The sequence below is a fragment of the Nonomuraea montanisoli genome (assembly GCF_013363975.1).
In the GTDB taxonomy this organism is placed as follows: Bacteria; Actinomycetota; Actinomycetes; order Streptosporangiales; family Streptosporangiaceae; genus Nonomuraea; species Nonomuraea montanisoli.
Genome location: NZ_JABWGN010000004.1, coordinates 265786 through 287628, shown reverse-complemented (window position 1 = coordinate 287628; position 21843 = coordinate 265786). Strand labels below are relative to the sequence as shown.

At 74.1% G+C, this 21843-nt stretch carries 18 protein-coding genes; 9 read left to right on the top strand and 9 right to left on the bottom strand.

Annotated elements, in window-relative coordinates; all coding sequences use genetic code 11:
- Window positions 1-170 precede the first annotated feature (170 nt).
- Window positions 171-2465, top strand: coding sequence for a S9 family peptidase (locus HTZ77_RS11095; RefSeq protein ID WP_175589421.1), 2295 nt, complete (start codon window positions 171-173; stop codon window positions 2463-2465).
- A gap of 221 nt (window positions 2466-2686) precedes the next feature.
- Here HTZ77_RS11095 and HTZ77_RS48160 read toward each other — a convergent pair whose 3' ends face one another.
- Window positions 2687-6697 carry an AfsR/SARP family transcriptional regulator gene (locus tag HTZ77_RS48160; protein WP_328808526.1) on the bottom strand — a complete coding sequence of 1337 codons (4011 nt, stop codon included), beginning with the start codon at window positions 6695-6697 and terminating at the stop codon, window positions 2687-2689.
- 145 nt (window positions 6698-6842) lie between these two features.
- Here HTZ77_RS48160 and HTZ77_RS11085 point away from each other — a divergent pair, with 145 nt between their 5' ends.
- Window positions 6843-8036 carry an aminotransferase class I/II-fold pyridoxal phosphate-dependent enzyme gene (locus HTZ77_RS11085; RefSeq protein ID WP_175589420.1) on the top strand — a complete coding sequence of 398 codons (1194 nt, stop codon included), beginning with the start codon at window positions 6843-6845 and terminating at the stop codon, window positions 8034-8036.
- A gap of 144 nt (window positions 8037-8180) precedes the next feature.
- Here the strand turns inward: HTZ77_RS11085 and HTZ77_RS11080 are convergent, their stop codons facing one another.
- Window positions 8181-8468, bottom strand: coding sequence for a hypothetical protein (locus HTZ77_RS11080; RefSeq protein WP_175589419.1), 288 nt, complete (start codon window positions 8466-8468; stop codon window positions 8181-8183).
- Between the two features lie 227 nt (window positions 8469-8695).
- Here HTZ77_RS11080 and HTZ77_RS11075 point away from each other — a divergent pair, with 227 nt between their 5' ends.
- The gene (locus HTZ77_RS11075) at window positions 8696-9751 is read left to right on the top strand and encodes an ArsR/SmtB family transcription factor (protein ID WP_205302488.1); all 1056 of its coding nucleotides are present in this window, start codon (window positions 8696-8698) and stop codon (window positions 9749-9751) included.
- Between the two features lie 25 nt (window positions 9752-9776).
- On the opposite strand, the gene HTZ77_RS11070 is transcribed toward HTZ77_RS11075, so the two are convergent.
- From HTZ77_RS11070 to HTZ77_RS11055, 4 genes are read right to left on the bottom strand one after another with little or no spacing between them, the layout of a single operon-like run.
- Window positions 9777-10295 carry an SRPBCC family protein gene (locus HTZ77_RS11070; protein ID WP_175589417.1) on the bottom strand — a complete coding sequence of 173 codons (519 nt, stop codon included), beginning with the start codon at window positions 10293-10295 and terminating at the stop codon, window positions 9777-9779.
- Between the two features lie 37 nt (window positions 10296-10332).
- The gene (locus HTZ77_RS11065; protein ID WP_175589416.1) at window positions 10333-11541 is read right to left on the bottom strand and encodes a patatin-like phospholipase family protein; all 1209 of its coding nucleotides are present in this window, start codon (window positions 11539-11541) and stop codon (window positions 10333-10335) included.
- The gene (locus HTZ77_RS11060; protein WP_175589415.1) at window positions 11538-11930 is read right to left on the bottom strand and encodes a hypothetical protein; all 393 of its coding nucleotides are present in this window, start codon (window positions 11928-11930) and stop codon (window positions 11538-11540) included. The genes HTZ77_RS11065 and HTZ77_RS11060 overlap by 4 nt, the downstream gene beginning before the upstream one ends.
- Window positions 11924-12532 (bottom strand): TIGR03086 family metal-binding protein, encoded by a 609-nt coding sequence (locus HTZ77_RS11055; RefSeq protein WP_205302487.1) that lies wholly within the window; start codon window positions 12530-12532, stop codon window positions 11924-11926. The genes HTZ77_RS11060 and HTZ77_RS11055 overlap by 7 nt, the downstream gene beginning before the upstream one ends.
- A 102-nt stretch (window positions 12533-12634) precedes the next feature.
- Here HTZ77_RS11055 and HTZ77_RS11050 point away from each other — a divergent pair, with 102 nt between their 5' ends.
- Entirely contained in the window at window positions 12635-13240 is a 606-nt protein-coding gene (locus tag HTZ77_RS11050) for a TetR/AcrR family transcriptional regulator (protein WP_175589414.1), read from the top strand.
- Window positions 13241-13340: 100 nt separating this feature from the next.
- On the opposite strand, the gene HTZ77_RS11045 is transcribed toward HTZ77_RS11050, so the two are convergent.
- Window positions 13341-13865, bottom strand: a complete 525-nt coding sequence (locus HTZ77_RS11045) for a GNAT family N-acetyltransferase (protein WP_175589413.1) — start codon at window positions 13863-13865, stop codon at window positions 13341-13343.
- 79 nt (window positions 13866-13944) lie between these two features.
- Here HTZ77_RS11045 and HTZ77_RS11040 point away from each other — a divergent pair, with 79 nt between their 5' ends.
- Together HTZ77_RS11040 and HTZ77_RS11035 are read left to right on the top strand one after the other, a co-directional pair.
- Window positions 13945-14577, top strand: coding sequence for a LysE family translocator (locus tag HTZ77_RS11040; RefSeq protein WP_175589412.1), 633 nt, complete (start codon window positions 13945-13947; stop codon window positions 14575-14577).
- A gap of 111 nt (window positions 14578-14688) precedes the next feature.
- The gene (locus tag HTZ77_RS11035; protein WP_175589411.1) at window positions 14689-15429 is read left to right on the top strand and encodes an SDR family oxidoreductase; all 741 of its coding nucleotides are present in this window, start codon (window positions 14689-14691) and stop codon (window positions 15427-15429) included.
- 12 nt (window positions 15430-15441) lie between these two features.
- Here the strand turns inward: HTZ77_RS11035 and HTZ77_RS11030 are convergent, their stop codons facing one another.
- Window positions 15442-16872, bottom strand: coding sequence for a M81 family metallopeptidase (locus HTZ77_RS11030; protein ID WP_328808525.1), 1431 nt, complete (start codon window positions 16870-16872; stop codon window positions 15442-15444).
- 92 nt (window positions 16873-16964) lie between these two features.
- The gene (locus tag HTZ77_RS11025; protein ID WP_175589410.1) at window positions 16965-18089 is read right to left on the bottom strand and encodes an ROK family transcriptional regulator; all 1125 of its coding nucleotides are present in this window, start codon (window positions 18087-18089) and stop codon (window positions 16965-16967) included.
- A gap of 200 nt (window positions 18090-18289) precedes the next feature.
- On the opposite strand from HTZ77_RS11025, the gene HTZ77_RS11020 reads away from it, so the two are divergent.
- Genes HTZ77_RS11020 through HTZ77_RS11010 form a run of 3 tightly spaced genes read left to right on the top strand, consistent with a single transcriptional unit; the run spans window position 18290 to window position 21841 of the window.
- Entirely contained in the window at window positions 18290-20008 is a 1719-nt protein-coding gene (locus HTZ77_RS11020; protein ID WP_175589409.1) for a peptide ABC transporter substrate-binding protein, read from the top strand.
- A 4-nt stretch (window positions 20009-20012) separates the two neighbouring features.
- Window positions 20013-20972, top strand: a complete 960-nt coding sequence (locus HTZ77_RS11015; RefSeq protein ID WP_175589408.1) for an ABC transporter permease — start codon at window positions 20013-20015, stop codon at window positions 20970-20972.
- The gene (locus tag HTZ77_RS11010; protein WP_175589407.1) at window positions 20969-21841 is read left to right on the top strand and encodes an ABC transporter permease; all 873 of its coding nucleotides are present in this window, start codon (window positions 20969-20971) and stop codon (window positions 21839-21841) included. The genes HTZ77_RS11015 and HTZ77_RS11010 overlap by 4 nt, the downstream gene beginning before the upstream one ends.
- Window positions 21842-21843: the final 2 nt, after the last annotated feature.

Here is a 21843-nt window from a genome sequence, read left to right as displayed (position 1 = left end):
GCCGGTACGGGCTCCGCGGGATCCGCGTGCGGCGGCGATCGCGGGCGTGTCAGCGATCTGTCAGCGATCGCTCAAGCCGCTGTCGCCGCTCTCCGCCAGTCTCAGGGCGACCAGGCGTCCCCGGAAGCCCCCGGACCGCCCTTCGACTCCGCTGGAGAGGAACTCCGCCGATGACCACGCCCCGCCTCGACGCCTCCGCGTACCGGACCGCCGAGCAGTTGCTCCGCCACAACCGCCGCCGCCTCGTCCGAGGGGGCGAGGTCACGCCGCACTGGATCGAGGGCGGCGCCCGCTTCTGGTACGCGGCGGACACCCCCGGCGGTGTGAGCTTCGTCCTCGTGGATCCGGCCGCCGGGACGCGGGAGCCCGCGTTCGACCACGAGAAGGTCGCGGCGGCGCTCGCGGAGACGGCCGGGCAGCCGGTGGACGCCCGCGCCCTGCCGTTCGCCGCCGTCCACCTGATCACCGGCACGGCGGGCGGGACGGTGGAGGCGGTCGAGTTCGCCGCGTTCGGGGCCCACTGGCGGTGCGCGGCCGACGGCTCGGCGTGCGAGCGCGTCCCCGGCCCGCCGCCCGCCGGCCCGCTGGAGGTGCGCTCGCCCGACGGGCGGCTCGCGGTGTTCCGCCGCGGCCACGACCTGTGGCTGCGCGCCCTGGAGGACGGCGCCGAACGGCCGCTGACCACCGGCGGCGACGCCGACCACGACTGCGGGGCGAGCCCCGACTTCTTCATGTACTCGCCCCTCCTCCAACGCCTGGGACTGCCGCACGCGCCCCCGGCCGCCGCCTGGTCGCCCGACTCCTCCCGCGTGCTCACGCACCGCACCCTCCAGGAGGGGGTGCGGCTGACGCACCTGGTCGACGCCCTGCCGGCCGACGGCGGCGAGCCGCGGCTGGTGACGCTGCGCCAGCCGTACCCGGGGGACGAGCGGCTCCCGGCGGCCGAGCTGGTGGTGCTGGACGTGGCCACGGGCGCCGTCGTGACCGCGCGGGCGGAGCCGGAGGCGATGCCGACGTTCTCGCCCGTCCTGCTGGGGTGGGCGTGGTGGGCGGAGGACGGCTCGGCCGTCCACTACCTGAGCCGTTCGCGTGACGCGCGCACCCTGCGGCTGCGCCGGCTCGACCCGGCCACGGGCGAGGTGACGACCCTGGTGGAGGAGGCGGGGGAGACCCGGGTGGAGCCGTCGCAGCGGCTCGACCGGCCGCCCCTGGTGCGCGTCCTGTCGGGGCGGGAGGTGCTGTGGTACTCGCAGCGCGACGGCTGGGGCCACCTGTACCTGTACGACTCCCTGTACGACGCCGGCGCCGGCGAGCCGCGCCGCCAGGTGACGTCGGGGGAGTGGGCCGTCCAGGAGATCCTGCACGTGGACGAGGAGCGCCGGGTCGTCACCTTCACCGCCTCCGGGCTCGTCCCCGGCGACCCGTACCGCCGCCAGGTGTGCCGGGCCGGGCTCGACGGCGGCGGGGTGGAGCGGATCACCCGGGACGACCTCGACCACGCGGCCGTCGTGCCGCCCTGCGGCGGGTATGTCGTCGACACCGCCTCCACCACCGGCACCCCGCCCGTGACCAGCCTCCTCGGGCCGGACGGACAGGTGATCATGGAGCTGGGTCGCGCCGACGTCTCGGGGCTCGTCGCGACCGGCTGGAGCGCGCCCGAGCGGTTCCGCGTCAAGGCGGCCGACGGGCGGACCGACGTGTACGGGGTCCTCCACCGGCCGCACGGGTTCGACCCCGGCCGCCGCTACCCGGTGCTCGACCACGTGTACCCCTTCCCGGCCGTGACGCGGGTGAGCCCGTCGTTCGACCCCGGCTGGCACGGTTACGACGCCGAGGCGGTGGCGGCGCTCGGGTTCGTCGTGGTGGCCCTGGACGGGCGGGGGACGCCGGGGCGGGACAAGGAGTTCCACGACGCGTCGTACCGGCGGCTCGGCGAGGCCGGGCTGGCCGACCACGTCGCCGCGCTCGAACAGCTCGGCTCCACCCGGCCGTGGATGGACCTCGGGCGGGTGGGGATCTTCGGCATCTCCGCGGGCGGCCAGGCCACCGTCCGGGCGATGCTCGACCACCCGGACGTCTTCACGGTGGGGGTGGCCGAGGCGGGCATGCACGACCTCCGGTACGGGGACCCGGGCACGGCGGAGGCGTACAACGGGCCGTACGACGAGGAGACGTACGCCGCCACGTCCAACGTGGACCGCGCCGACCGGCTGGAGGGGCGGTTGCTGCTCGTCCACGGCGGCCGCGACACCCAGGTCTCGCCGCACCTGACGCTGCGGCTGGCCGAACGGCTCATCGCCGCGGGCAAGGACTTCGACATGCTGATCGTGCCGGGGGCGGAGCACGTGTTCGCCGGGTACGAGCACTACGTCAACCGCCGCAAGTGGGACTTCCTGGTACGGCACCTGCTGGGAATGGAGCCGCCGGAGGACTACCACCTCACCCCGGTACCACCCGGCATGTAACCGACCCCGGCCCGCCCGGCCCGCCGGGATCGCCCGGCCTGCCTGGACCGTCGCGCCCGCTGGGACCTCCGGGCCCGCCGGGATCGCCTGGCCCGCTTGGACCGCCACGCCCGCCCCGTCCGCCCGGGCCGCCCGTCGAATTGGCCAGGCGCTCGCGTGGTGCCGCCGGTCATCTGGCGGCCGGTGCCCACGTGCCGCCCGACGGGGAGGGCGGCGCGTGGTCATGGGCTCAGAGTGGGCGCGACGATCTCGTTCACCGTCGCGAGCGTCGCGTCCCGGCCGAGCCGCGCGGCCTCGGCGTACTCCTCGTCGCCGAGCAGTCCCCGGACGGCCGCCTCCACGCGCGCCGCGTCGGGCTGCGAGAGGTCCGGCGTGCCCCGCACGGCGCTGCTCGCCGCCAGCAGTCGCGCCGCCTCACGCGGCCGGCCGCGCCGCAGTGCGAGGTCCGCGATGCCCACGAGCAGCAGCCCGACCGCCGGGGCGCTCATGGAACGCGACGCCCAGGGCAGCGCGGCGGCGCGATGGGCCCTCGCCGCCTCCAGATCCCCGGCCAGCGCGTCGAGGTATCCCAGCGTGTCGAGCACCATCGCCCGGAACCCCCAGTTCAGCGGCATGCCCCGGGCCAGCTCCTCGGCCCGGGCGAGGTGGGCCCGGGCCGCGCCGGGATCACCGGCCCACCGGGCCAGCTCCGCCCGGGCGTAGGCGACCGCCACCCGGCCCGCGGGCAGCCCGATCCGCTCGGTGTCCCGCTCGGCCTCGTCCATGGCCGCCGCGCAGCCGTCCCGGTCACCGCCCAGCCAGCGGTACTGGGCCAGTCTGAGCCGCAGTTGCCATGCGTCCTCGGCCGGCACCACCTCGGTGACGACGGCGATCGCCTCCTCGTGGCGGCCGGCCGCCGCCGCCAGGTCGCCCCGCCAGGCGGCCAGCCCGCCGAGCGCGGTTAGCGCGGAGGAGACGCCCCATCGCTCGCCCAGGGCCCGGAACCCGGCCAGGGCCTCCTCCAGGACGGCCTCCGCCCAGTCGTGCCGGCGACCGGCCTCGATCCAGGTGAGAGCCCGGTTCATGCGCGCCATCGCCCGCACCCAGGGGTCCTCGTCGGCGAGCAGCGGAGCGAGCACGTCGTCCTCGGACGCGGCGGCGTCTCCTGGTCCGGTCGCGTGCATGGTCGGGTCGCCGAGGGCGGGCTCGTCTGGTCCGCGCCCCGCGCCTGATGTGTCCGGACCACGCTCGCCGCCCGAGTCGGGAGAGGTGCCCGGCATGCGGCTCAGCGGGCCGATGAGCCGGGCCAGCGGGTGGGGGCACCACGTCCGCGCGGCGATCCGCTCCGCCGTGCGGATCCACTCCCCGGCCCGCCGCTCGTCGCCGTGCCCGTTGAGCTCGAACAGCGCGGCAACCGCGCACGCCGCCGCCCGCACCTGGTCGTCTTCCGCCGTACTCCCCGACACGCCCGACACGCCCGACACGCTGGCAGCGCCTGGCACGCGAGACACGCCGGACACGCCGGACACGCCAGGCGCGCCGGACGCGCCTGACACGTGAGACATGTCTGACGTGTCGGACGCGCCTGACACATGAGACACATCTGACACGCCGGACACGTCTGGCACATCTGGCACACCCGGCATGGCCAGCACGTCGGCCGCCAGCCGTGCGCCCTCCGCCTTGTGGCCGCCCAGCGCCCATTCGAGGAACCAGCACCAGCCCATCGCCGCCACCAGCCGCACCGCCACCCCGGAGTCGCCCGCCGCGAGGGCGTCGCGTACGGCGGAGTCCACGTTCGCGCGCTCGTGGGCCAGCCGGCGCAGCCACACCGCCTGGCCGGCGCGGCGCAGCTCCGGGTCGGCGGTCTCGGCGAGCGCGGCGAACCAGTCCGCGTGCGCCCGGCGCACCCGCTCCAGCTCACCCGCCTCGCGCAGCCGCTCCAGGGTGTACTCCCGGATCGTCTCCAGCATCCCGAACCGGGGCCCCTCGTCGTCGGAGACGACCAGCAGCGACTTGTCGGCCAGCCCGAACAGCAGCCCGAGCACGCGCTCACCCGCGCCCGGGGCCGCAGGGCCGGCGGGCCGCGCGGGGACGTCCGCGCAGACGTGCTCCGCCGCCTCCGGCATCGCGCCGCCGGAGAAGACGGCCATCCGCCGCAGCAGCGTCCGCTCCTCCTCCGACAGCAGCTCCCAGCTCCAGTCGACGACCGCGCGCAGGGTACGGTGCCGGGGCAGCGCCACCCGGCTGCCGCCGGTCAGCAGCGCGAACCGGTCGCCCAGCCGCTCGGCCAGCCGTTGCGGGGTCATGGCGCGCAGCCGTGCCGCCGCCAGCTCGATGGCCAGCGGCATGCCGTCCAGGGCCCGGCAGATGCGCACCACGGCCGCGGCCGTGCTCTCGTTCACCTCGAACCCGGGATTCGCCGCCCGCGCCCGCTCGCTCAGCAGCCGCACCGCCGGGTACGCCATCGCCTCGGCGGCCCCCGCGCCCTCCGGGGGCAGGGGGAGGGGCTCCACCGGCCACAGGGCCTCGCCGGTGAGGCCCAGGGGTTCGCGGCTCGTGGCCAGGACGCGCAGGTCCGGACACTCGCCGAGCAGCCGGTCGGCGAGCGCGGCGACGGCGTCGGCCAGGTGCTCGCAGTTGTCGAGGACCAGCAGCATGTCGCGGCCGCGCAGGGCCGCCGCGAGCCGGTCGGCCGGATCGTCCTCGGGGGCGGGGCCGCCCCACGCCTGTTCCCTGATGCGCAGAGCCGCCAGCACCGCCCGCGCGACCTCGCTCTCCTCACGGAGCGGCGCCAGCTCCACCAGCCACACGCCGCCGGGGCTCCGGCCGAGGAACGCGCGCGCCGCCTCTCCGGCCAGCCGCGTCTTGCCGGAACCGCCCGGCCCGATCAGCGTGGTCAGCCGATGTTCGCCGAGCAGCTCGCCGACCCGCCGCAGGTCGTTCTCCCGCCCGACGAGGCCGGTCAGCGGCGCGCGCAGATTCGTCCGGGCCGCGGCGCCCGGAACCGGACCGCCGCCGTCCGCTCCTCGTCCGGTGCCGTCGTCGGCCTCTCCTCCTGCGCCGCCATCGGCCTCTCCTCTTGTGCCGCCGTCTGTTCCTCGTCCGGTGCCGCCGTCCGCTCCTCCTCTTGCGCCGCCGTCCGCTTCTCCTCCGGTGCCGTGGTCTGCCTCTCCTCCTGCGCCGCCATCGGCCTCTCCTCGGCGCGCGGAAGCACGCTCATCCCGGGGAACGGTGACGCGGCCGAGGTCGACGCCGCGCGCGTGGCCAGGGGCGTCGCCGCGCATGTGGCCGGGGTCGTCGCCGCGCAGGATCGCGGTGTGCAGGGCGGACAGCTCAGGTGACGGGTCGGCGCCCAGGGCCTCGGCGAGAGCCAGCCGTACCCGCTCGTAGACCGCGAGCGCCTCCGCCCGCCGCCCGGTCGCGCACAGGGCGCGCATCAGCGTCCCCGCGGGCCGTTCACGCAGCGGATGCTCGGCCACCAGCGCCGTCAGCTCGACGACCAGCGCGGCCCCGAGCCCCGCCCCGGCCCCCGCCTCCCGCCAGTCCGCGCCGGACGAAGCCGCTCCTGCTCCCGCCGCTCCTGCTCCCGCCGCTCCTGCTCCCGCCGCTCCTGCTCCCGCCGCTCCTGCTCCCGCCGCTCCTGACCCCGCCGTTCTAGACCAGGCCGCTCCGGATCCCGCTGCTCCGGATCCCGCCGCTCCGGACCAAGCGGCTGCCGACCACGCGGCTCCGGACGGCAGCGCGCGCAGGTCCGCCTCCAGCCGGTCCTCCAGCACCGACAGCCGCAGCTCCGACAGCCGGGCGACCGGCGCGGCGAAGAAGTCCGTCCCCGCCACGTCCGCCAGTGCCGGCCCCCGCCACAGGGCCAGGGCCTCCCGCAGGAGCCGCGCCCCGCGCACCGGGTCCGCGGCCATCGCCGAACGCCCCGCCGCGGCCAGCCGCTCGAACCGCAGGACGTCCACGTCGTCCGGCCCGGCGTTCAGGCGGTACCCGGCAGGATGCGACTCGATCGGGACGGGGACCGGCGGCAGCGCCCGGCGCAGCCGCGACACCAGCGCCTGCGCCGCGTTGAGCGCCTGCGCGGGCGGACGCTCGCCCCACACCCCGTCCACCAGCCGGGTCACGGGCACCACCCGCCCGGCGTCGAGCGCCAGGACGGCCAGCGCGGCCCGCAGGCGCGCCCCGCCCACCTCGACGAGGGCCCCGTCGTCCGACCTGACCTCCAACGGCCCCAGCAACCCGATCCGCACGCCCCGATTCTGCCGTCCCCGCGCTCCGCCCGGCGGGCGCGCCTCCACCGGGTGGAGGCGCGCATGCCCGGCACCCCCCGGGCTGATCGAGCAGACTTCATCGCGAAAGGTCGTACACGGGCTCCACCGCGGAGGGCGGAAATCCATGGCCGATGTGTTCGCGAAATGCCGGCTGCCCGCGACGTACCAGTTCGTCAAGGACCTCGGCGTCTATCCCTACTACCAGGCGATCGAGGAGCGTTCGGCCGGGGCCGAGGTGATGATCGACGGGCGGGTGCTCGTCCAGGCGGGCTCCAACGACTACCTGGGCCTGTCGGGCGACGAGCGCGTGAAGGAGGCGGCGGTAGCCGCGACGCGCCGGCTGGGCACCGGTGGCGGCGGCTCGCGCCTCAGCAACGGCTCGCTCGCCCTGCACGAGGAGCTCGAAGCCCGGCTGGCGGTCTTCCTCGGGCGAGCGGCGGTCATGGTGACCAGCGCCGGCTACCTGGCCAACCTCGCCCTCGGGGCGCTCGTCGGGCCCGCCGATACGGTGATCGGCGACCGGCTGATCCACGCCTGCCTGATCGACGCCGTGCGCCTGGGCGGAGCGCGATTACGGCGCTACCGGCACAACGACATGGGGCATCTGGAACGGCTGCTCGACGCCGGCGATCCCGGCGCCGGGCGGCTGATCGTCACCGAGGGCATGTTCTCCACCTCCGGCAGCGTGTGCGACCTGCCGGGCATCGCGCGGCTCGCCCGCGTCCACGGCGCCCGGGTCGTCATGGACAGCGCCCACGACGTCGGCCTGCTCGGCCCGTCCGGGCGTGGCGCGGCCGAGCAGCACGGGCTGGAGGACGCGGTCGACGTGCAGACCATGACCTTCTCCAAGGCGCTGGGCACCCTCGGGGGCGCGGTGGCCGGACCCGAGGAGATCATCACCTACCTGCGGCACTACGCGCGGTCCATGGTGTTCACGGCCGCGCTGTCCCCCGGGTGCGCCGCGGCCGCGCTGGCCGCCCTGGGAATCGTCGCCGCCGAGCCGGAGCGCCGCCGTCGCCTGCGGGCGTCGGCCGAACGGCTGAGCGGGGAACTGGCGGCGCTGGGGTACGCGGTCGCCCCCTCCGACCGGCCGGTCATGGCGGTGCCGGTGGGCGACGACCTGCTGTGCTTCCGGCTGTGGCGGGAACTGTTCGACGAGGGGGTGTTCACCACCGCCATGGTCGCGCCCGGCGTCCCGCCCGGCCAGGCCCTCATCCGGGTCAGCGTCACCGCCGCCCACACCGAGGCCCAGCTCGACCGGATCGCGTCGGCGTTCGCCGCCGCCGGCCGCCGGCTGCGGCTCGCTCCCGTGACGTAGCCGCCGCTCACGTCCCGATCGCACCGCGAGGTCGCGACGAGAGAAAAGGGCGGGAAAGAAGGGGCGGGAGAAAAGGAACGTCCGGCAGGCGGGCGCGGGCCGCCTGCCTGCCGGACGCCCGCCCCCGAAGCGGAATTCCTCCGGTCAGCAGTCGGCGGTGCCGCTCGGGATCTGGACTCCGGCGTAGAGGTCCGCCCGCGAATAGGCGCCCACCCATTCGCAGGGGCCGTCCGGCCAGAGGTCCACCACCGCGCGCATCTTCCTCGCCGAACCGCACGCGTTGTAGACCCGGGCGTACCAGTAGATGACGTCCTTCTTCACCGCTCCCTCGTACGCGCCGCACCCGAGCACGGTCGAGGGGGACGCGGCGGAAGCGGCTGGGGCCACGAGCAGCGCGCCGGCGAGGACAGCCGCCGCCGCGAGTCTGGTCATGATCGTGCCGTGCTGCATGGTCGGGGCCTTTCTCGTGGGCGGACATCGCGTGATCAGAAGCGGGACGAGAACGCCCCCATGGTCACCGCTGGGGGAGATGGCCGAAAGGGCCTTTGCGCCCTACCGCAAAAACGACAAATGCCGCAATTCGCCTTGACCGTAGATTCCGGCCGTGGTGTCGTGTCGGATTGCAGGGGCGTCGAAGATCCGGGGGCGGAATGGGCACCTTGAGAATCCATTTCGATGCCGAAGACCTGACGCGCGTCACGCTCGCCGACGAGCCCGACCCCCTGTGGGAAATGATCTTCACGCGTTTCCGCTTCCGGGACCGGGTGCGCTCGCTGACCTTCCGGCCCTGGTTCGAGGAGGTGCGCGAACCGGCGAGAACGGCCGGGATGCGGCGCGGAGCACACGTGCTCGACGTGCTGGTCCCGGCCGGGCCGTACTTCCCCGACTTCCTCACCCCGTACGAAGGGCTCCGCGGACTGGACAGCGGCCTGGCGGCGTTGCTGCGCACCCCCAAGCGGCGGCTGGCCGCCGAGCTGCGCCTGCTGGCCCGGCACCGGACACTGCCGCGCTGGGTACGGCCCATCGCCGAGGGGAACGCGCTCGCGCTCGAGCACCTGGGAGCCGCGCTGCGCGACTACCACGAGACGGCCATCGCCCCGTTCCGGGAGCTGGTCGGCGCCGCCGTCGACGCCGACCGTGCCTGCCGTACCCGCGCCCTCCTCCGCGGCGGCGTCGAAGGGCTGTTCGCCGGGTTCGCGCCGCTCATGCGCTGGTCACCGCCGGTCCTGGAAACGGAGTACGTCGTCGACCAGGACCTGGTGCTCGGCGGGCGCGGCCTGCGGCTGGTGCCGTCGTACTTCTGCCAGCGGGCGCCGCTGACACTGGCCGACCCCGAGCTGCCACCCGTACTGATCTACCCGATCGAGCAACGGCACCGGTGGCGGCCGGCGGTGAACCGCCGTGCCGGCCTCGACGCGCTGATGGGCGCGAACCGGTCGGCCGTGCTGCACGCGCTCGGCCGCAGCGCCACGACCACGCAGCTCGCCCGCATGCTCGGGATCTCGGCCACCGCGGCCAGCCGCCACGCCACCGCGCTGCGCGAGGCCGGGCTGGTCGACACCCGCCGCGACGGCAACGCGGTCCTGCACACCCTCACCCGCCTGGGGACGGCGCTCCTGCAGGGCTCGCTCCCGCAAGGCTCCACCGGCGGGCCCGCCGGCGCGGACCGGCACGGGGGGACGGAGAACGGGGGGACGGAGAACGGGGGGCTGTAGAGCTGCCGGGAAGCCGGTCCCGCGGTCAGGAGGCGATGCCGGGGCCGCCGAGGTCCTCCGCGGCTCGCCTGATGCCGGCCGCCCAGGACGTCAGCGCCGCCCGCAGCTTGGCCTCGCCGAAGAACAGCCCGAGCAGCGGCCCGGCCATGGACTCGCTCACCTCCAGGTCCGTGCCGCCGTCGGCCCGGCGCCGCAGCACGTGCCGGTGCACGGCCCGGGCGCCGAAGCTCACGCCCGTCCAGGTGAGCTCCTCATCCGGGCGGACCACCGCGAACCTGGACCGGATCGACGCCTTGCCGTTGACCCAGGAGAAGGACGTGTCCGGCGCGAGCGCGCCGCTCAGCCGCACGTCGTGGATCGCCGGGTCGATGCGGGACCAGGCGGCCGGGGTGGCCAGCACGTCCCAGACCGTCTCGACCGGCGCGTCGATCGCGACGTCGCAGCGGGCGCGCACCGCCGCCCGGTCGTCGATGCGGCCCTGCTTGGCGTACTGCTCGTGCAGGTCGTCGAGCGCCGGACCGGTGTACAGCAGCGACTTGACCATGGTGTGACCTCCAGGGGGGTGTGACGGGGGATGGCTTTCAGCCGGCGGTCAGCAGGCCGAGCGGGCGCAACAGCAGGTCGACCGCCGCGCGCCCGGCTTCGAGCGCGGCCCTGAGCGGTTCGCCGTCGCGGGTGAGGCGGCCGATGCGCGGGGTGCCGGGGCCGGGACGCACGGACAGCACGGCCGGAACCGCAGGCACGGCGGGATCCGCAGGCCCGGCGGGAACCGCCGACACGACCGGATCCGCCGACACGACCGGATCCGCCGGATCCGCCGGTGTCCGGCCGTCGGCGGGCGGGCGGGACGCGGGCGGAGCCGACTGGTCGTACCGCGTGAGCACCGCGTCGTCGTGCAGCAGGCGGTGGGCGCGCGCGAGGTAGCTCCGGTGCAGCGCCTCGGGATACCCCCGCAGCACGGTCGCGGCGACCAGACGCGCCCCGTACGACGGCCGCGCGCCGAGGCCGGCCGCCTCGGTCCAGGCCCCCGCCTCGGTCCAGGGTCCCGCCTCGGCCGCTCCCGTCCCGGCGGCCGTCCCGGGCGCCCCCGCCCTGGGCGCGCCCGTTCCGGCCGTCGCCGTCCCGGTCGTGGGCGGAGGCGCGGGACGCGACCGCAGGACCAGGACGTGGCTGGCGCCCTGCGCCAGAGCGGTGCGGTACGGGATCGACTCGGCGAGGCCCGCGTCGTAGTACCGCCGCCCGGCCAGCTCGACCGGCGGCCCGGCGAGGAACGGCAGCGCGGCGCTGGCCCGCAACGCCAGCCGCAGCTCGGCGGGACCGGTCAGATACGGGCGCAGATCGGTGGAGCGCCCGGTGCGGACGTCGGTGGCCAGCGGGTGGTACTCGACGGGGTTGGCGAGGACGGCGTCGAAGTCCATCCGCGCCACCTCGCAGTACAGGTGCTCGACCAGGTTGCGCACGTCGACCACGGGCCGGCCGCGCAGGAGGTTGGACGGGCGGATCATCGCCCGGGCGTAGCGGGGCTCGGCCCAGCCGGTGAGGTGCTCGGGAGTCCCGCTGAGCAGCCAGGCCCCGGTGATCGCGCCCGCCGACGCTCCGTAGACCGCGTCGAAGGCGTGCGCCACTCCGCTCTCGTGCAGGGCCAGGGCCATGCCGGCGGAGATCGTGCCGCGCATGCCGCCGCCCTCGACGGCCAGCGCCACGCGGTGGCCGTCCTGCCGCTCGCCGGGACGGCTGCCGCGGCGGACCCGGTCGGCGAGGACGCGCAGCACCTCGTGTCCGCCGGTCACGGTGTCCCGGTCTCTCCGGCCAGGTAGGCCAGGGCCCGGTCCCAGATCCCGCGGTCGGTCGAGGTGGTCGTCCACGTGGTGGACCTCAGGCGCCCGTGCCCGCGGTGGCGCCGCACGACGGCGACGTGCTGCGGCCAGGCGACGAACCGGCGCAGGGCCACGTCGTCCCGCCAGATCGACACCGAGCCGCACCGGCCGCGCAGCGGCTCCGTCCAGAGCCACATGCCGACCGCGCCGGGCAGCTCGGACCAGGACCGGCGCAGGGCGAGCCCGTCCCGGTAGACGCCGGGCAGGTCGCGCATCCGGTCGGCCCGGTAGTCGGTCACGCTGACCAGCACCGTGCCGGTGGTTCCGGCCGCCTCTCCGGGGGTCCAGCGGCTCCTCAGCATGGCGCCGTCCACGACGGGGAACGGCCCAGCAGGGCGAGCACCCGCTGGAAGTCCGGGGCGTCGTCGGGCACCGGAACCCGGGTGTCGAACGCGGCGCCCGGACCGCGGCTCTTCGGCGTGTCCGGGATCCGCGCGGCCACCGCCAGCCCGGCCGCGACCAGCTCGGGGTCGGGCCGGTAGGACGCGCCGATGCTCGCGGCGACGTCCCACCCGTGCACGAGGCAGTCGATCATGTGCATGCCGATGGCGGTCCGCCCGGAGAACACCCCGAACTCGCGGACCTCCACCTGGCGTTCATAGATGTCGGGGGCGGCGAACGCCTTCGCGACGGCGGCCGCGGAGTCGTGGTAGGCGCCGAACGGGTCGTCGCCGAGGTCGCCGTCGTCCCAGACGGGTGGCTGTGCCGGCGGGTGCGCGGCGGCGGCGGCGAAGCCGCGGTTCTCGCTCACCATGTGCAGCAGCAGCTCGCCCAGCGTCCACTCCGCGCACGGTGTGGGCCCGTCGAGGTCGGCGGAGGTCACCTGGGCGATCGCTCGTCCGGCGAGGTCGAGAGCGCTCCGGTGCAAGGCCCGGAGGTCCGCGGTGGTCAGGTCGATCATCATCCGCCTTTCAAAGTACGAACGTTCGTGCTGAGAATAGGAGTGCGCTGAAACCACGTCAAGCGGCTATCCTGAACCGAACGTTCGTACTCAGAGGGGTTGGAGATGCCGGGCAGGCCGAGAGACGAACGGGCGCGCGAGGTGATCCTGCGCCGGGCGGCGGACATCGCCTCGAAAGACGGCCTGGAAGGGTTGTCGATCGGCCGGCTGGCCGCGGACCTCGGCGTGAGCAAGAGCGGCCTGTTCGGCTACTTCGGCTCCAAGGAGGAGCTCCAGCTCGCCACGATCCGCGTCGCGAGAGACGTCTACCTCACGGAGGTCATCCAGCCCGCCCTGACCGTGCCGCCGGGCACGGGACGGGTGCGCCGGCTGTGCGAGAGCTGGCTGAGCTACTCGGAGCGGCGGGTCTTCCCGGGCGGCTGCTTCTTCTTCGCCGTCACCGCGGAGTTCGACGCCCGCCCCGGCCGGGTGCGCGACGCCGTCGCCGCGGCCGGCCTCGACTGGTCCCGCTTCGTGGCGCGCACCGTCGACGACGCCCGCCAGCTCGGCGAGCTCGCCGCCGACACGGATCCCGGCCAGCTCGCCTTCGAGCTCATAGCGTTCATGGAGACCGCCAATGCCGTCTCCTTGCTGCACGACGACCCGAACGCCTACGAGCGGGCCCGGACGGCCATCCGCGGGCGCCTCGACGCGGCGAGCGCGCGCCGGTGAGGCGCGCCGCGGGTCCCCGGCGACCAGGGCGCGCCGGCCCGCGCCCGCGGCGCCTCCAGGACGCCGGTGTGCGGTGCGGTCAGGCCGGTGTGCGGTGCGGTCAGGCCGGTGTGCGGTCCGGTCGGACGGCCTCGATCTCCGTGCGGTACGGGCGGAAGCCGCGCGCCCGGTAGTTCGGCAGGGCGGCCGGGTTGTCGTCGCTGGAGGTGTGCAGCCAGACGCGCCGGGCCGGCCCGCCGTCACGCGGCGTGGTCGCCCACGCCTGCCGCACGCACAGCGTCAGCGCGTGCCCGCCGAGCCCCTTGCCGACGAACTCGGGGACCAGCCCGAACGTCTCGATCTCGACGTCGCCGCCGTCCTGCGGGTGCACGGCCAGCATTCCGGCGATCTCGCCCTCGTGCCGGATCAGGTAGTAGTCGAACGGGTCGGTCGCCAGCTTCCGCTCCCACTCCTCCGCGGACAGCCGGGCCGCCCGCCAGCCGTACGGGGCGCCGATCCGGGTCTGGACGGCGGGCAGGTCGGGGCGGTCGCGCTCCACCCGCTCCAGGGCGAGACCGGTCACCTCACGACCGGGCACGAGCTGGTCGGGGGACGTCATCTCCAAGTACGTGATCATCGCTTCCATGGGGGCGATCCTAGGGACCCCTTCCGCGCGGCCCGGATGCGAGGCCCAGCGGCCCGTGGCGATATGTCAGGCTTTTGGTATGCCCATCGACGCGCATCTCCTCCTGGCGTTCACCCTCACCTCCCTCGTGGCCATGATCGCCCCGGGCCCGGACATGCTGTTCGTCCTCGGGTGCGGGATGCGCGGCGGCGCACGCGCCGGGCTGCTGGCCACCGCGGGCGTGGCGACGAGCGAGGCCATCCACGTCGCCGTGGCCGCCGCGGGACTGGCCGCGCTGTTCGAGGCCGCCCCCACGGCGTTCGCCGTCGTCCGCGTCGTGGGCGCCGCGTACCTCGTCTACCTCGGCGTCCAGATGATCCGTAAGCGCGGCGAGGTCGCGCTCGACGAGCGGGCCGGCGGCGCGGGGATGACCGGCCGCCAGGCGTTCCTGCGCGGGCTGGTGACGAACCTGCTCAACCCCAAGATGGTCACCTTCACCATCGCGTTCCTGCCGCAGTTCGTGAGCCCGGCCCTGGGCGGCGTGTGGCTGCAGTTCGCGATCCTGGGCGTCGTCCTCATCGCGCTGGAGTTCCTGGTGGACGGGACGGTCGGCGTGCTCGCGGGCCGCATCGGCGGCTGGCTGCGCGCCCGCCGCGCCGCACGCCGCCGGATCGACGTCGCCACCGGCGGCCTGTTCATCGGCCTCGGGGTTCGGCTGGCCGCCGAGCGCTGAGCCCGCCTCCCGGAGGAGCGGCGAGGCGGGGGGTGACCTGACGCTCCCGGTGGTACGAACCCGGGGAGGGGTCCCCGCGGGGGAGGGCCCGTTCGTCCGACAGGAGCGCATGTGCCTACCGATGATTCCTCACGGGTCGCCGTGGTGACCGGCGGCTCCCGCGGCATCGGCCGCGCCAGCGCCCGGCGCCTGGCGCGGGACGGCGTCGCCGTCGTCGTCGGCTACGCGGGAGACCGGGCCGAGGCCGAGGCCGCCGTACGGGAGATCACCGAGGCGGGCGGCCAGGCCGTCGCCGTCCGGGCCGACGTGGCCGACGAGCACGCCGCGGCCAAGCTGTTCGACGCGGCCCAGTCGTCGTTCGGCGGCACCGACATCGTCGTCCACGCCGCCGGGAAGATGGGCCTCGCCCCGGTCGCCGAGCTGGAGCTCGCCGTCCTGGACGCCCTGTACCGCACGAACGTCCGCGGCACGTTCGTGGTCGCCCAGCAGGCCGTACGGCGGATGCGGGACGGGGGCGCGATCATCCTGTTCTCCAGCTCGGTCGTCGGCCTGGCCTTCCCCGGGTACGGCGCCTACAGCGCGACCAAGGGCGCCGTCGAGGCGCTCACCCTCGTGCTGGCCAGGGAGCTGCGCGGGCGCGACATCAACGTCAACACGGTCGCGCCCGGCCCGACCGCGACCGACCTGTTCTTCGAGGGCAAGGACGAGGAGACGGTCTCGGCCCTGGCCGCGCAGCCGCCGCTGGAACGCCTCGGCACCCCGGCCGACATCGCCGACGTCGTCGCGTTCCTGGCCGGCCCCGGTCACTGGGTCAACGGCCAGGTCGTACGCGCCAACGGCGGCATCGTCTGACGCGCCCGGGCGCTAGAGGCCCTCGGGCGTGAAGTCGCGGTCCAGCGGGAAGATCGGCCTGTTGAGGTGGGCGTACGGCAGGCGGACCAGGTCCTGGTCCACGCCGCCCGGGGTGAGGGCGAGCATCCAGCCGGCGGCGGCCTCGAACAGCTCAGGCTCCAGGTAGCCGATCTTCACGGTGACCACGTCCACGCCGGCCACGTCGACGCCGAGGCGGCGGTAGGACTCCAGCAGCCGGTACTGCATGCGGCGCGAGGTGAGGAAGACGCTGAGCCCGCCGACCCGCACCGAGGCCACGCGCCCGCCGTCGGGATCGTCGGCGACGGCCTCCAGCGTGCCCTCCAGCAGCAGCGGCCCCGGCGGGCGGGCGTCGACGCGGCCGCCGGCGCGGACGGCGACCGGCGAGCCGACCGGCAGATCGGCGATCTCGGCGACGGCCTCCGGGTCGAACAGCGACGCGAAGACGGCGCGGACGGAGCCGTCGCGGATCTCCGGCCGGGCCAGCATGCGCTCCACGGCGTAGGTGACGTCGTCGGCGCCCCCGGCGCCGGGATTGTCGCCGGAGTCGCTGATGAAGTACGGCCGGGCGGCGTCCTTGAGCGCCACCTCCAGGCACTCGTCCATCGACCCCGTGGGGGCGACGAACGCGAACTCCTCGCGTGCCTGCCAGAAGGCGCTGGCCAGCTCGCGGGCGGCCCGCTCGGCGGCCTCCCGGTCGGTGCCGGTGGCCACGACGGCGCCCGTGCAGCGCGGCTCGTCGGCCCAGGCGAAGCCGATCCAGATCGCGGCGTCGATCACGCCCGGGCGGGCCTCGATCTCGGGGATGCGGGCGTACAGGCTGCCGGCGGGCTCGACGCGGGTGCTGGTCATCTCGCCGGGCAGCAGGATCGGCACGTGCACCAGCGCCTTGTGCGGGCGACCGCCGCGCTCCAGGGCGTCCACGAGGTTGCGGGCGGCGCGCTCGCGGGTCTCCCACACGTCCACGTGCGGGGCGGTGCGGTAGCAGGTGAGCAGGTCGCAGCCCTCGAACAGCGTGGGGGAGACGTTGCCGTGCAGGTCCATGGCCGCCGACACCAGCGGCTCGGGGCCGAGCGCCCCGCGGATGGCGGTGATGAGGTCGCCCTCGGCGTCCTGGCGTCCCGCCACGCTCATCGCGCCGTGGAAGTCCAGCAGCATCCCGTCGAACCGGCCGGCGGACAGGCCCTCGACGATCTCGGTCCGCCAGGCGTCGTACGCCTCGGGCTCGACGGCGCCGCCGGGCAGGGCGCGGGCGTGCACCAGCGGCACCCACTCGACCTCGCGGGCCCACGGCTCGTCGCGCCAGGCGTAGCGGTCCAGCAGCGCCTGGCCGCGGGTGACCTCGAAGTCGTCGGTGCCGCTGCGGTGCGGGGAGAAGGTGCTGGACTCGATGTGGATGCCGCCGATGGCGATGCGCAAGGGCACGGTGACTGGACTCCTTCAGGACAGGGCGGGACCTGGACGGCGGTGGACGGGACGAGTGAGGGCCGCGGCGGGGCGGGCCGCACGGCCGGGAGCTAACCGGCCGAGGCGCGCACCAGGTGACCGAGCCCGATCAGCGCGGCGTCCGGGCCGGCGAGGCTGGCCTCGATGGACAGGGACTGGGTGATCGACGGCAGGCATCGCTCGTACAGCGTGCCCTTGGCCGCGGCGACGTAGACGTCCAGGCTGGACAGCGAACCGCCGATGACCACGCTGTCGGGGTTGAGGAAGTTGACCAGCCCCGACAGCGCGACACCGAGCAGCCGGCCCGCGTGGCGCACGAGCGTGACCGCGGCCGGGTCGGCGTCGAGGGTGGCGGCGATGACGTCGCCGGTGCTGGTGACCGGCAGGCCGCGCCGGGCCAGGTCGCGCACCAGGGCCGCGCCGCTGGCCACGGTCTCCAGGCAGCCGCGGCTGCCGCAGGAGCACTCCTGCTCGCCGCTGTCGGCCACGCGCACGTGGGTGACGTCGCCGCTGAGGCTGCGCCCGCCGCGGTACACCTGGCCGCCGGAGACGAGGCTGCCGCCGATGCCGGTGCCGGCCTTGACGTAGATCATGTCGCCGGCCGCGCGGCGGACGGCGTGCTCGCCGACGGCGGCGGCCTTGGCGTCGTTGTCGACGACGACGTCGACGCCGAACCGCTCGCGCAGGTCGCGCTCGGCGTCGTAGCCGCTCCAGCCGGGCATGCGGGCCGGGCCGATGATGCGGCCCTGCGGGAACTGCACCGGGCCGGGCAGCGCCATGCCGACGCCGAGCAGCCGCTGGCCGGGGGCGTGCGCGGCCCTGACCCGGTCGAAGGCCGCGCCCACCTCGTCGAAGATCGGGCCGGGGCCTGCTCCTATGTCGATGGCCCACTCCTCGGTGACGGTCAGGCCGCCGGAGGGCGAGCACAGACCGGCGCGGGCGTGGCGGGCGCCGAGCTCGGCCACCGCGTAGAGGCCGCCGGCCTCGCGCGGGCGCAGGATCCTGCGCCGGCGGCCGCCGGTGGAGGCGCCCACGCCCTCCTCCAGGATGACGCCCTCCTCCAGCAGGCGGCGCACGACGCTGGACACGGTCGAGGGCGCGACCTGCAGGGTCTCCACCAGATCCGCCCGGGAGGCGGCCTGGCCACTGGCCAGCAGGCGGAGCGCCTGCTCGCGCAGACTGCCGGGATCCGACATGCCTCTCCTCTTGACGCGTCTTGCAGGTGTCCATCATCGAGCACGAGGCTCGCCGAAAGAAGTTCCCGACCGGACCCTACCGCGAAATAAGTGTCCCGAACAAAGTGGATTTTTCCCATTGACTTCGTTCAGATACGTCATTACATTCTCCGGACTGAACGGCCCCCCGAGGGCCCGCGCATGTCTCGACGAGGAGAATCATGGGGACGAGAATCCGCATCGCCTGCGGCGTGGCGGCCATCGGGCTCAGCCTGACCGCCTGCGGCGGCGGCGCCGGCGCCGGCAACAGTTCGCAACAGGGCGGCAGCCAGGGCAAGGACACCGCCACCGTCGCCTTCCGCACGCCCAACTGGATCCTGCCGATCTCGGCCCCCGGTTTCACCCAGGGCGAGAACGACATCTTCTCCACGGCCCTGTACCGCAAGCTGTACAGCTACAAGCTCGACGGTTCGAGCCCGGACAACATCGACCCGCGGCGCTCGCTGGCCGAGGCTCCGGCGGTCAGCGACGGCGGCAGGACCCTGACCATCACGCTCAAGGACAACACCTGGTCCGACGGCAAGCCGATCACCACCAAGGACATCCAGTTCTGGTGGGATCTCGTTACCACCAACAAGGACAAGTGGGCCTCCTACCGGCCCGGCGGCTTCCCGGACAACATCGACGCGTTCAAGGTCAAGGACGACAAGACCTTCTCCTTCACCACGAAGAAGGCCTACAACGCGGCCTGGTTCATCGGCAACCAGCTCAACCGCATCGTCCCGCTTCCCCAGCACGCCTGGGACAAGGGCGACGCCCAGCAGACCTTCGCCGAGCTGACCGCGGCCGCCAAGGACCCCAAGTCCTACGCCACCAACCCGCTGTGGAAGGTCGGCAGCGGCCCGTGGAAGCTGGAGAAGTACGTGCCCAACGGCGAGGTCGTGCTCGCCAAGGCGGACACCTACTCCGGCCCCGACAAGCCGAAGCTGAACAAGGTCGTGCTGCGCCCCTTCACGGGCGACGACTCCGAGTTCAACGTGCTGCGCGCCGGCCAGATCGACTACGGCTACATCCCGCCGGCCAACCTGTCGCAGAAGACCTACCTGGAGTCCAAGGGCTACACGGTCTCCCCCTGGTACGGGTGGTCGATCACGTACCTGCAGCTGAACTTCAACAACCCCGAGACCGGGGTGCTGTTCAAGCAGCCCTACCTGCGCCAGGCGCTGCAGATGCTCATCGACCAGCCGACCATCAGCAAGGTCATCTGGGGCGACATGGCCTCGCCCACCTGCGGTCCGGTCCCGTCCAAGGGTGACGGCTGCGTCTACCCGTTCGACCCGGCCAAGGCCCAGCAGCTGCTGGAGGCCAACGGCTGGAAGGTCGTCCCCGACGGGCAGACCACCTGCCAGGACGCCGCCAAGTGCGGCGAGGGCGTCAAGCAGGGCGCGCCGCTGGCCTTCACCGTGACCAGCCAGTCCGGCTTCACCGCCACCTCGAAGATGTTCGCCGAGATCAAGTCGCAGATGGCCAAGGTCGGCGTGCAGCTGACCATCAAGGAGGTGCCCGACTCCGTCGCGGTCACCCCGGCCTGCAAGCCGAGCGAGTCCAAGTGCTCCTGGGACATGAGCTTCTTCGGCTCCCAGGGCAGCTGGTACTACCCGGCCTTCGCCTCCGGCGAGCGGCTGTTCCAGACCGGCGCGCCGGTCAACCTCGGCAGCTACTCCAACCCCGAGGCCGACAAGCTCATCGAGCAGGCCCAGTTCTCCGCCGACGCCTCGGCGCTGACGGCCTACAACGCCTTCCTGGCCAAGGACCTGCCGGTGCTGTGGATGCCGAACCCGGTCTACCAGATCTCGGCGTACAAGTCGGGGCTGCAGGGCGTGGACCCGCAGGACCCGATGAACCTGATGTACTTCCAAGACTGGTCCTGGAAGAGCTGACCCGGTGGCCCGCTACCTCCTCACCCGCCTGGGCCAGGCCCTGGTCATCGTGATCCTGGTGACACTGATCACGTTCGTCATCCTGCACTTCCTGCCGGGGGGCGCGGCGCGGGCCATCCTGGGCAAGGAAGCGACGCTGGAGCAGATCGCCGCCTTCAACCACGACATGGGTTACGACCGGCCGCTGTGGGAGCAGTACGCGCTGTACCTGCAGCGGCTGGTCCGCGGCGACCTGGGCTACTCCTTCCAGCTCAACCAGTCGGTGGCCGAGGCGATCACCCAGCGCCTGCCCAAGACCATGGTGCTGTCGCTGGCCTCCACCGCGCTGGCCGTCGTGGTCGCGATCCCGCTGGGCGTGGTGCAGGCCGTACGCCGCAACAGGTGGCCCGACTACACCATCAACGCCCTGTCACTGCTGGCCTACGCCACGCCGATCTTCTTCCTGGGTCTCATGATGATCATCCTGTTCTCGCAGGTGTGGCCGCTGCTGCCACCCGAGGCGCCGCAGGGCTTCACCCTCGGCGAGGTGCTGGCCGACCCGGCCGGGCTGGTGCTGCCCACGGTGACCCTGGCCGTCCTGACCGTCGCGGTCTACTCCCGCTACGTGCGCTCCTCGATGGTGGACAACCTCAACGAGAACTACGTGCGCACCGCGCGCAGCAAGGGCCTGTCCGAGGGACGGGTCATCGTCGGCCACACCCTGCGCAACGGCCTGTTCCCCGTCATCACGCTGCTCGGCATGTACCTGCCGGCGCTGTTCAGCGGCGCGCTGGTGGTCGAGCGGCTGTTCAACTACCCGGGCATGGGGCTGCTGTTCTGGCAGTCGGCGCTCAAGCGCGACTACCCGATCCTGCTCGGCGTCACGCTGCTGATCTCGGTGGCGACCGTGCTCGGCGCGCTGGTGGCCGACGTCCTGTACGCCGCCGTCGACCCGCGCGTCCGGCTGAAGGGGAGCCGTTCGTGAACGACCAGCACAACCGCGTGCGCGGCCTGTGGCGGCAAGGCCTGGAGGTGTTCGTCGACAACCGGCTGGCGCTGGCCGGCGTGGGCATCTTCGTGCTGCTGGCCGCCTTCTCCTTCCTCGGCCCGCTCTTCTTCCACAGCGACCAGGTCCACACCGACCTGGCCAACGTCTACCTCTCCCCGGGCACGGCCGGCCACCCGATGGGCACCGACGGCGTCGGCTACGACCAGCTCGGCCGGCTGATGCTGGGCGGGCAGACCTCCATCGTGGTCGGCCTGGCCGCCGGCCTGCTGGCCACCGTGGTGGGCACCGTGTGGGGCGCCATCGCCGGGTTCGCCGGCGGCTGGGTGGACGCGATCATGATGCGCGTGGTCGACGCCATGATGTCGATCCCGGCGCTGTTCCTGTTCATGCTCATGGCCGCCATCGTCACCCCGACCGTGCCGATGCTCATCGTCATCATCGGCGCCTTCGCCTGGCTCGGCCCGGCCCGCCTGGTGCGCGGCGAGGCGCTGACGCTGCGCACCCGCGAGTACGTGCTGGCCATGCGCGGCATGGGCGGCGCCGGCGGCCGTGCCGTGCGCCGGCACATCATCCCCAACGCGATCGGCACCGTGATCGTCAACGCCACGTTCCAGATCGCCGACGCGATCCTGTACGTGGCCTACCTGTCCTTCCTCGGGCTCGGGGTGCCGCCGCCCGCCGCCAACTGGGGCGGCATGCTGTCCGACGGCCTGTCGGACACCTTCAGCGGCCACTGGTGGCTGCTCTACCCGCCCGGTATCGCCATCATCCTCATCGTCCTGGCCTTCAACTTCATCGGCGACGGCCTGCGGGACGTCTTCGAGGTCCGTCTCAGGAGGAGGTAGCC

Excerpts from the sequence above, each read along its gene's own strand:
- HTZ77_RS11095 (WP_175589421.1), top strand. The coding sequence starts at position 171 with ATGACCACGCCCCGCCTCGACGCCTCCGCGTACCGGACCGCCGAGCAG.
- HTZ77_RS11085 (WP_175589420.1), top strand. The coding sequence starts at position 6,843 with ATGGCCGATGTGTTCGCGAAATGCCGGCTGCCCGCGACGTACCAGTTC.
- HTZ77_RS11080 (WP_175589419.1), bottom strand. The coding sequence starts at position 8,468 with ATGACCAGACTCGCGGCGGCGGCTGTCCTCGCCGGCGCGCTGCTCGTG.
- HTZ77_RS11070 (WP_175589417.1), bottom strand. The coding sequence starts at position 10,295 with ATGGTCAAGTCGCTGCTGTACACCGGTCCGGCGCTCGACGACCTGCAC.
- HTZ77_RS11060 (WP_175589415.1), bottom strand. The coding sequence starts at position 11,930 with ATGCTGAGGAGCCGCTGGACCCCCGGAGAGGCGGCCGGAACCACCGGC.
- HTZ77_RS11055 (WP_205302487.1), bottom strand. The coding sequence starts at position 12,532 with ATGATGATCGACCTGACCACCGCGGACCTCCGGGCCTTGCACCGGAGC.
- HTZ77_RS11050 (WP_175589414.1), top strand. The coding sequence starts at position 12,635 with ATGCCGGGCAGGCCGAGAGACGAACGGGCGCGCGAGGTGATCCTGCGC.
- HTZ77_RS11045 (WP_175589413.1), bottom strand. The coding sequence starts at position 13,865 with ATGGAAGCGATGATCACGTACTTGGAGATGACGTCCCCCGACCAGCTC.
- HTZ77_RS11040 (WP_175589412.1), top strand. The coding sequence starts at position 13,945 with ATGCCCATCGACGCGCATCTCCTCCTGGCGTTCACCCTCACCTCCCTC.
- HTZ77_RS11025 (WP_175589410.1), bottom strand. The coding sequence starts at position 18,089 with ATGTCGGATCCCGGCAGTCTGCGCGAGCAGGCGCTCCGCCTGCTGGCC.
- HTZ77_RS11020 (WP_175589409.1), top strand. The coding sequence starts at position 18,290 with ATGGGGACGAGAATCCGCATCGCCTGCGGCGTGGCGGCCATCGGGCTC.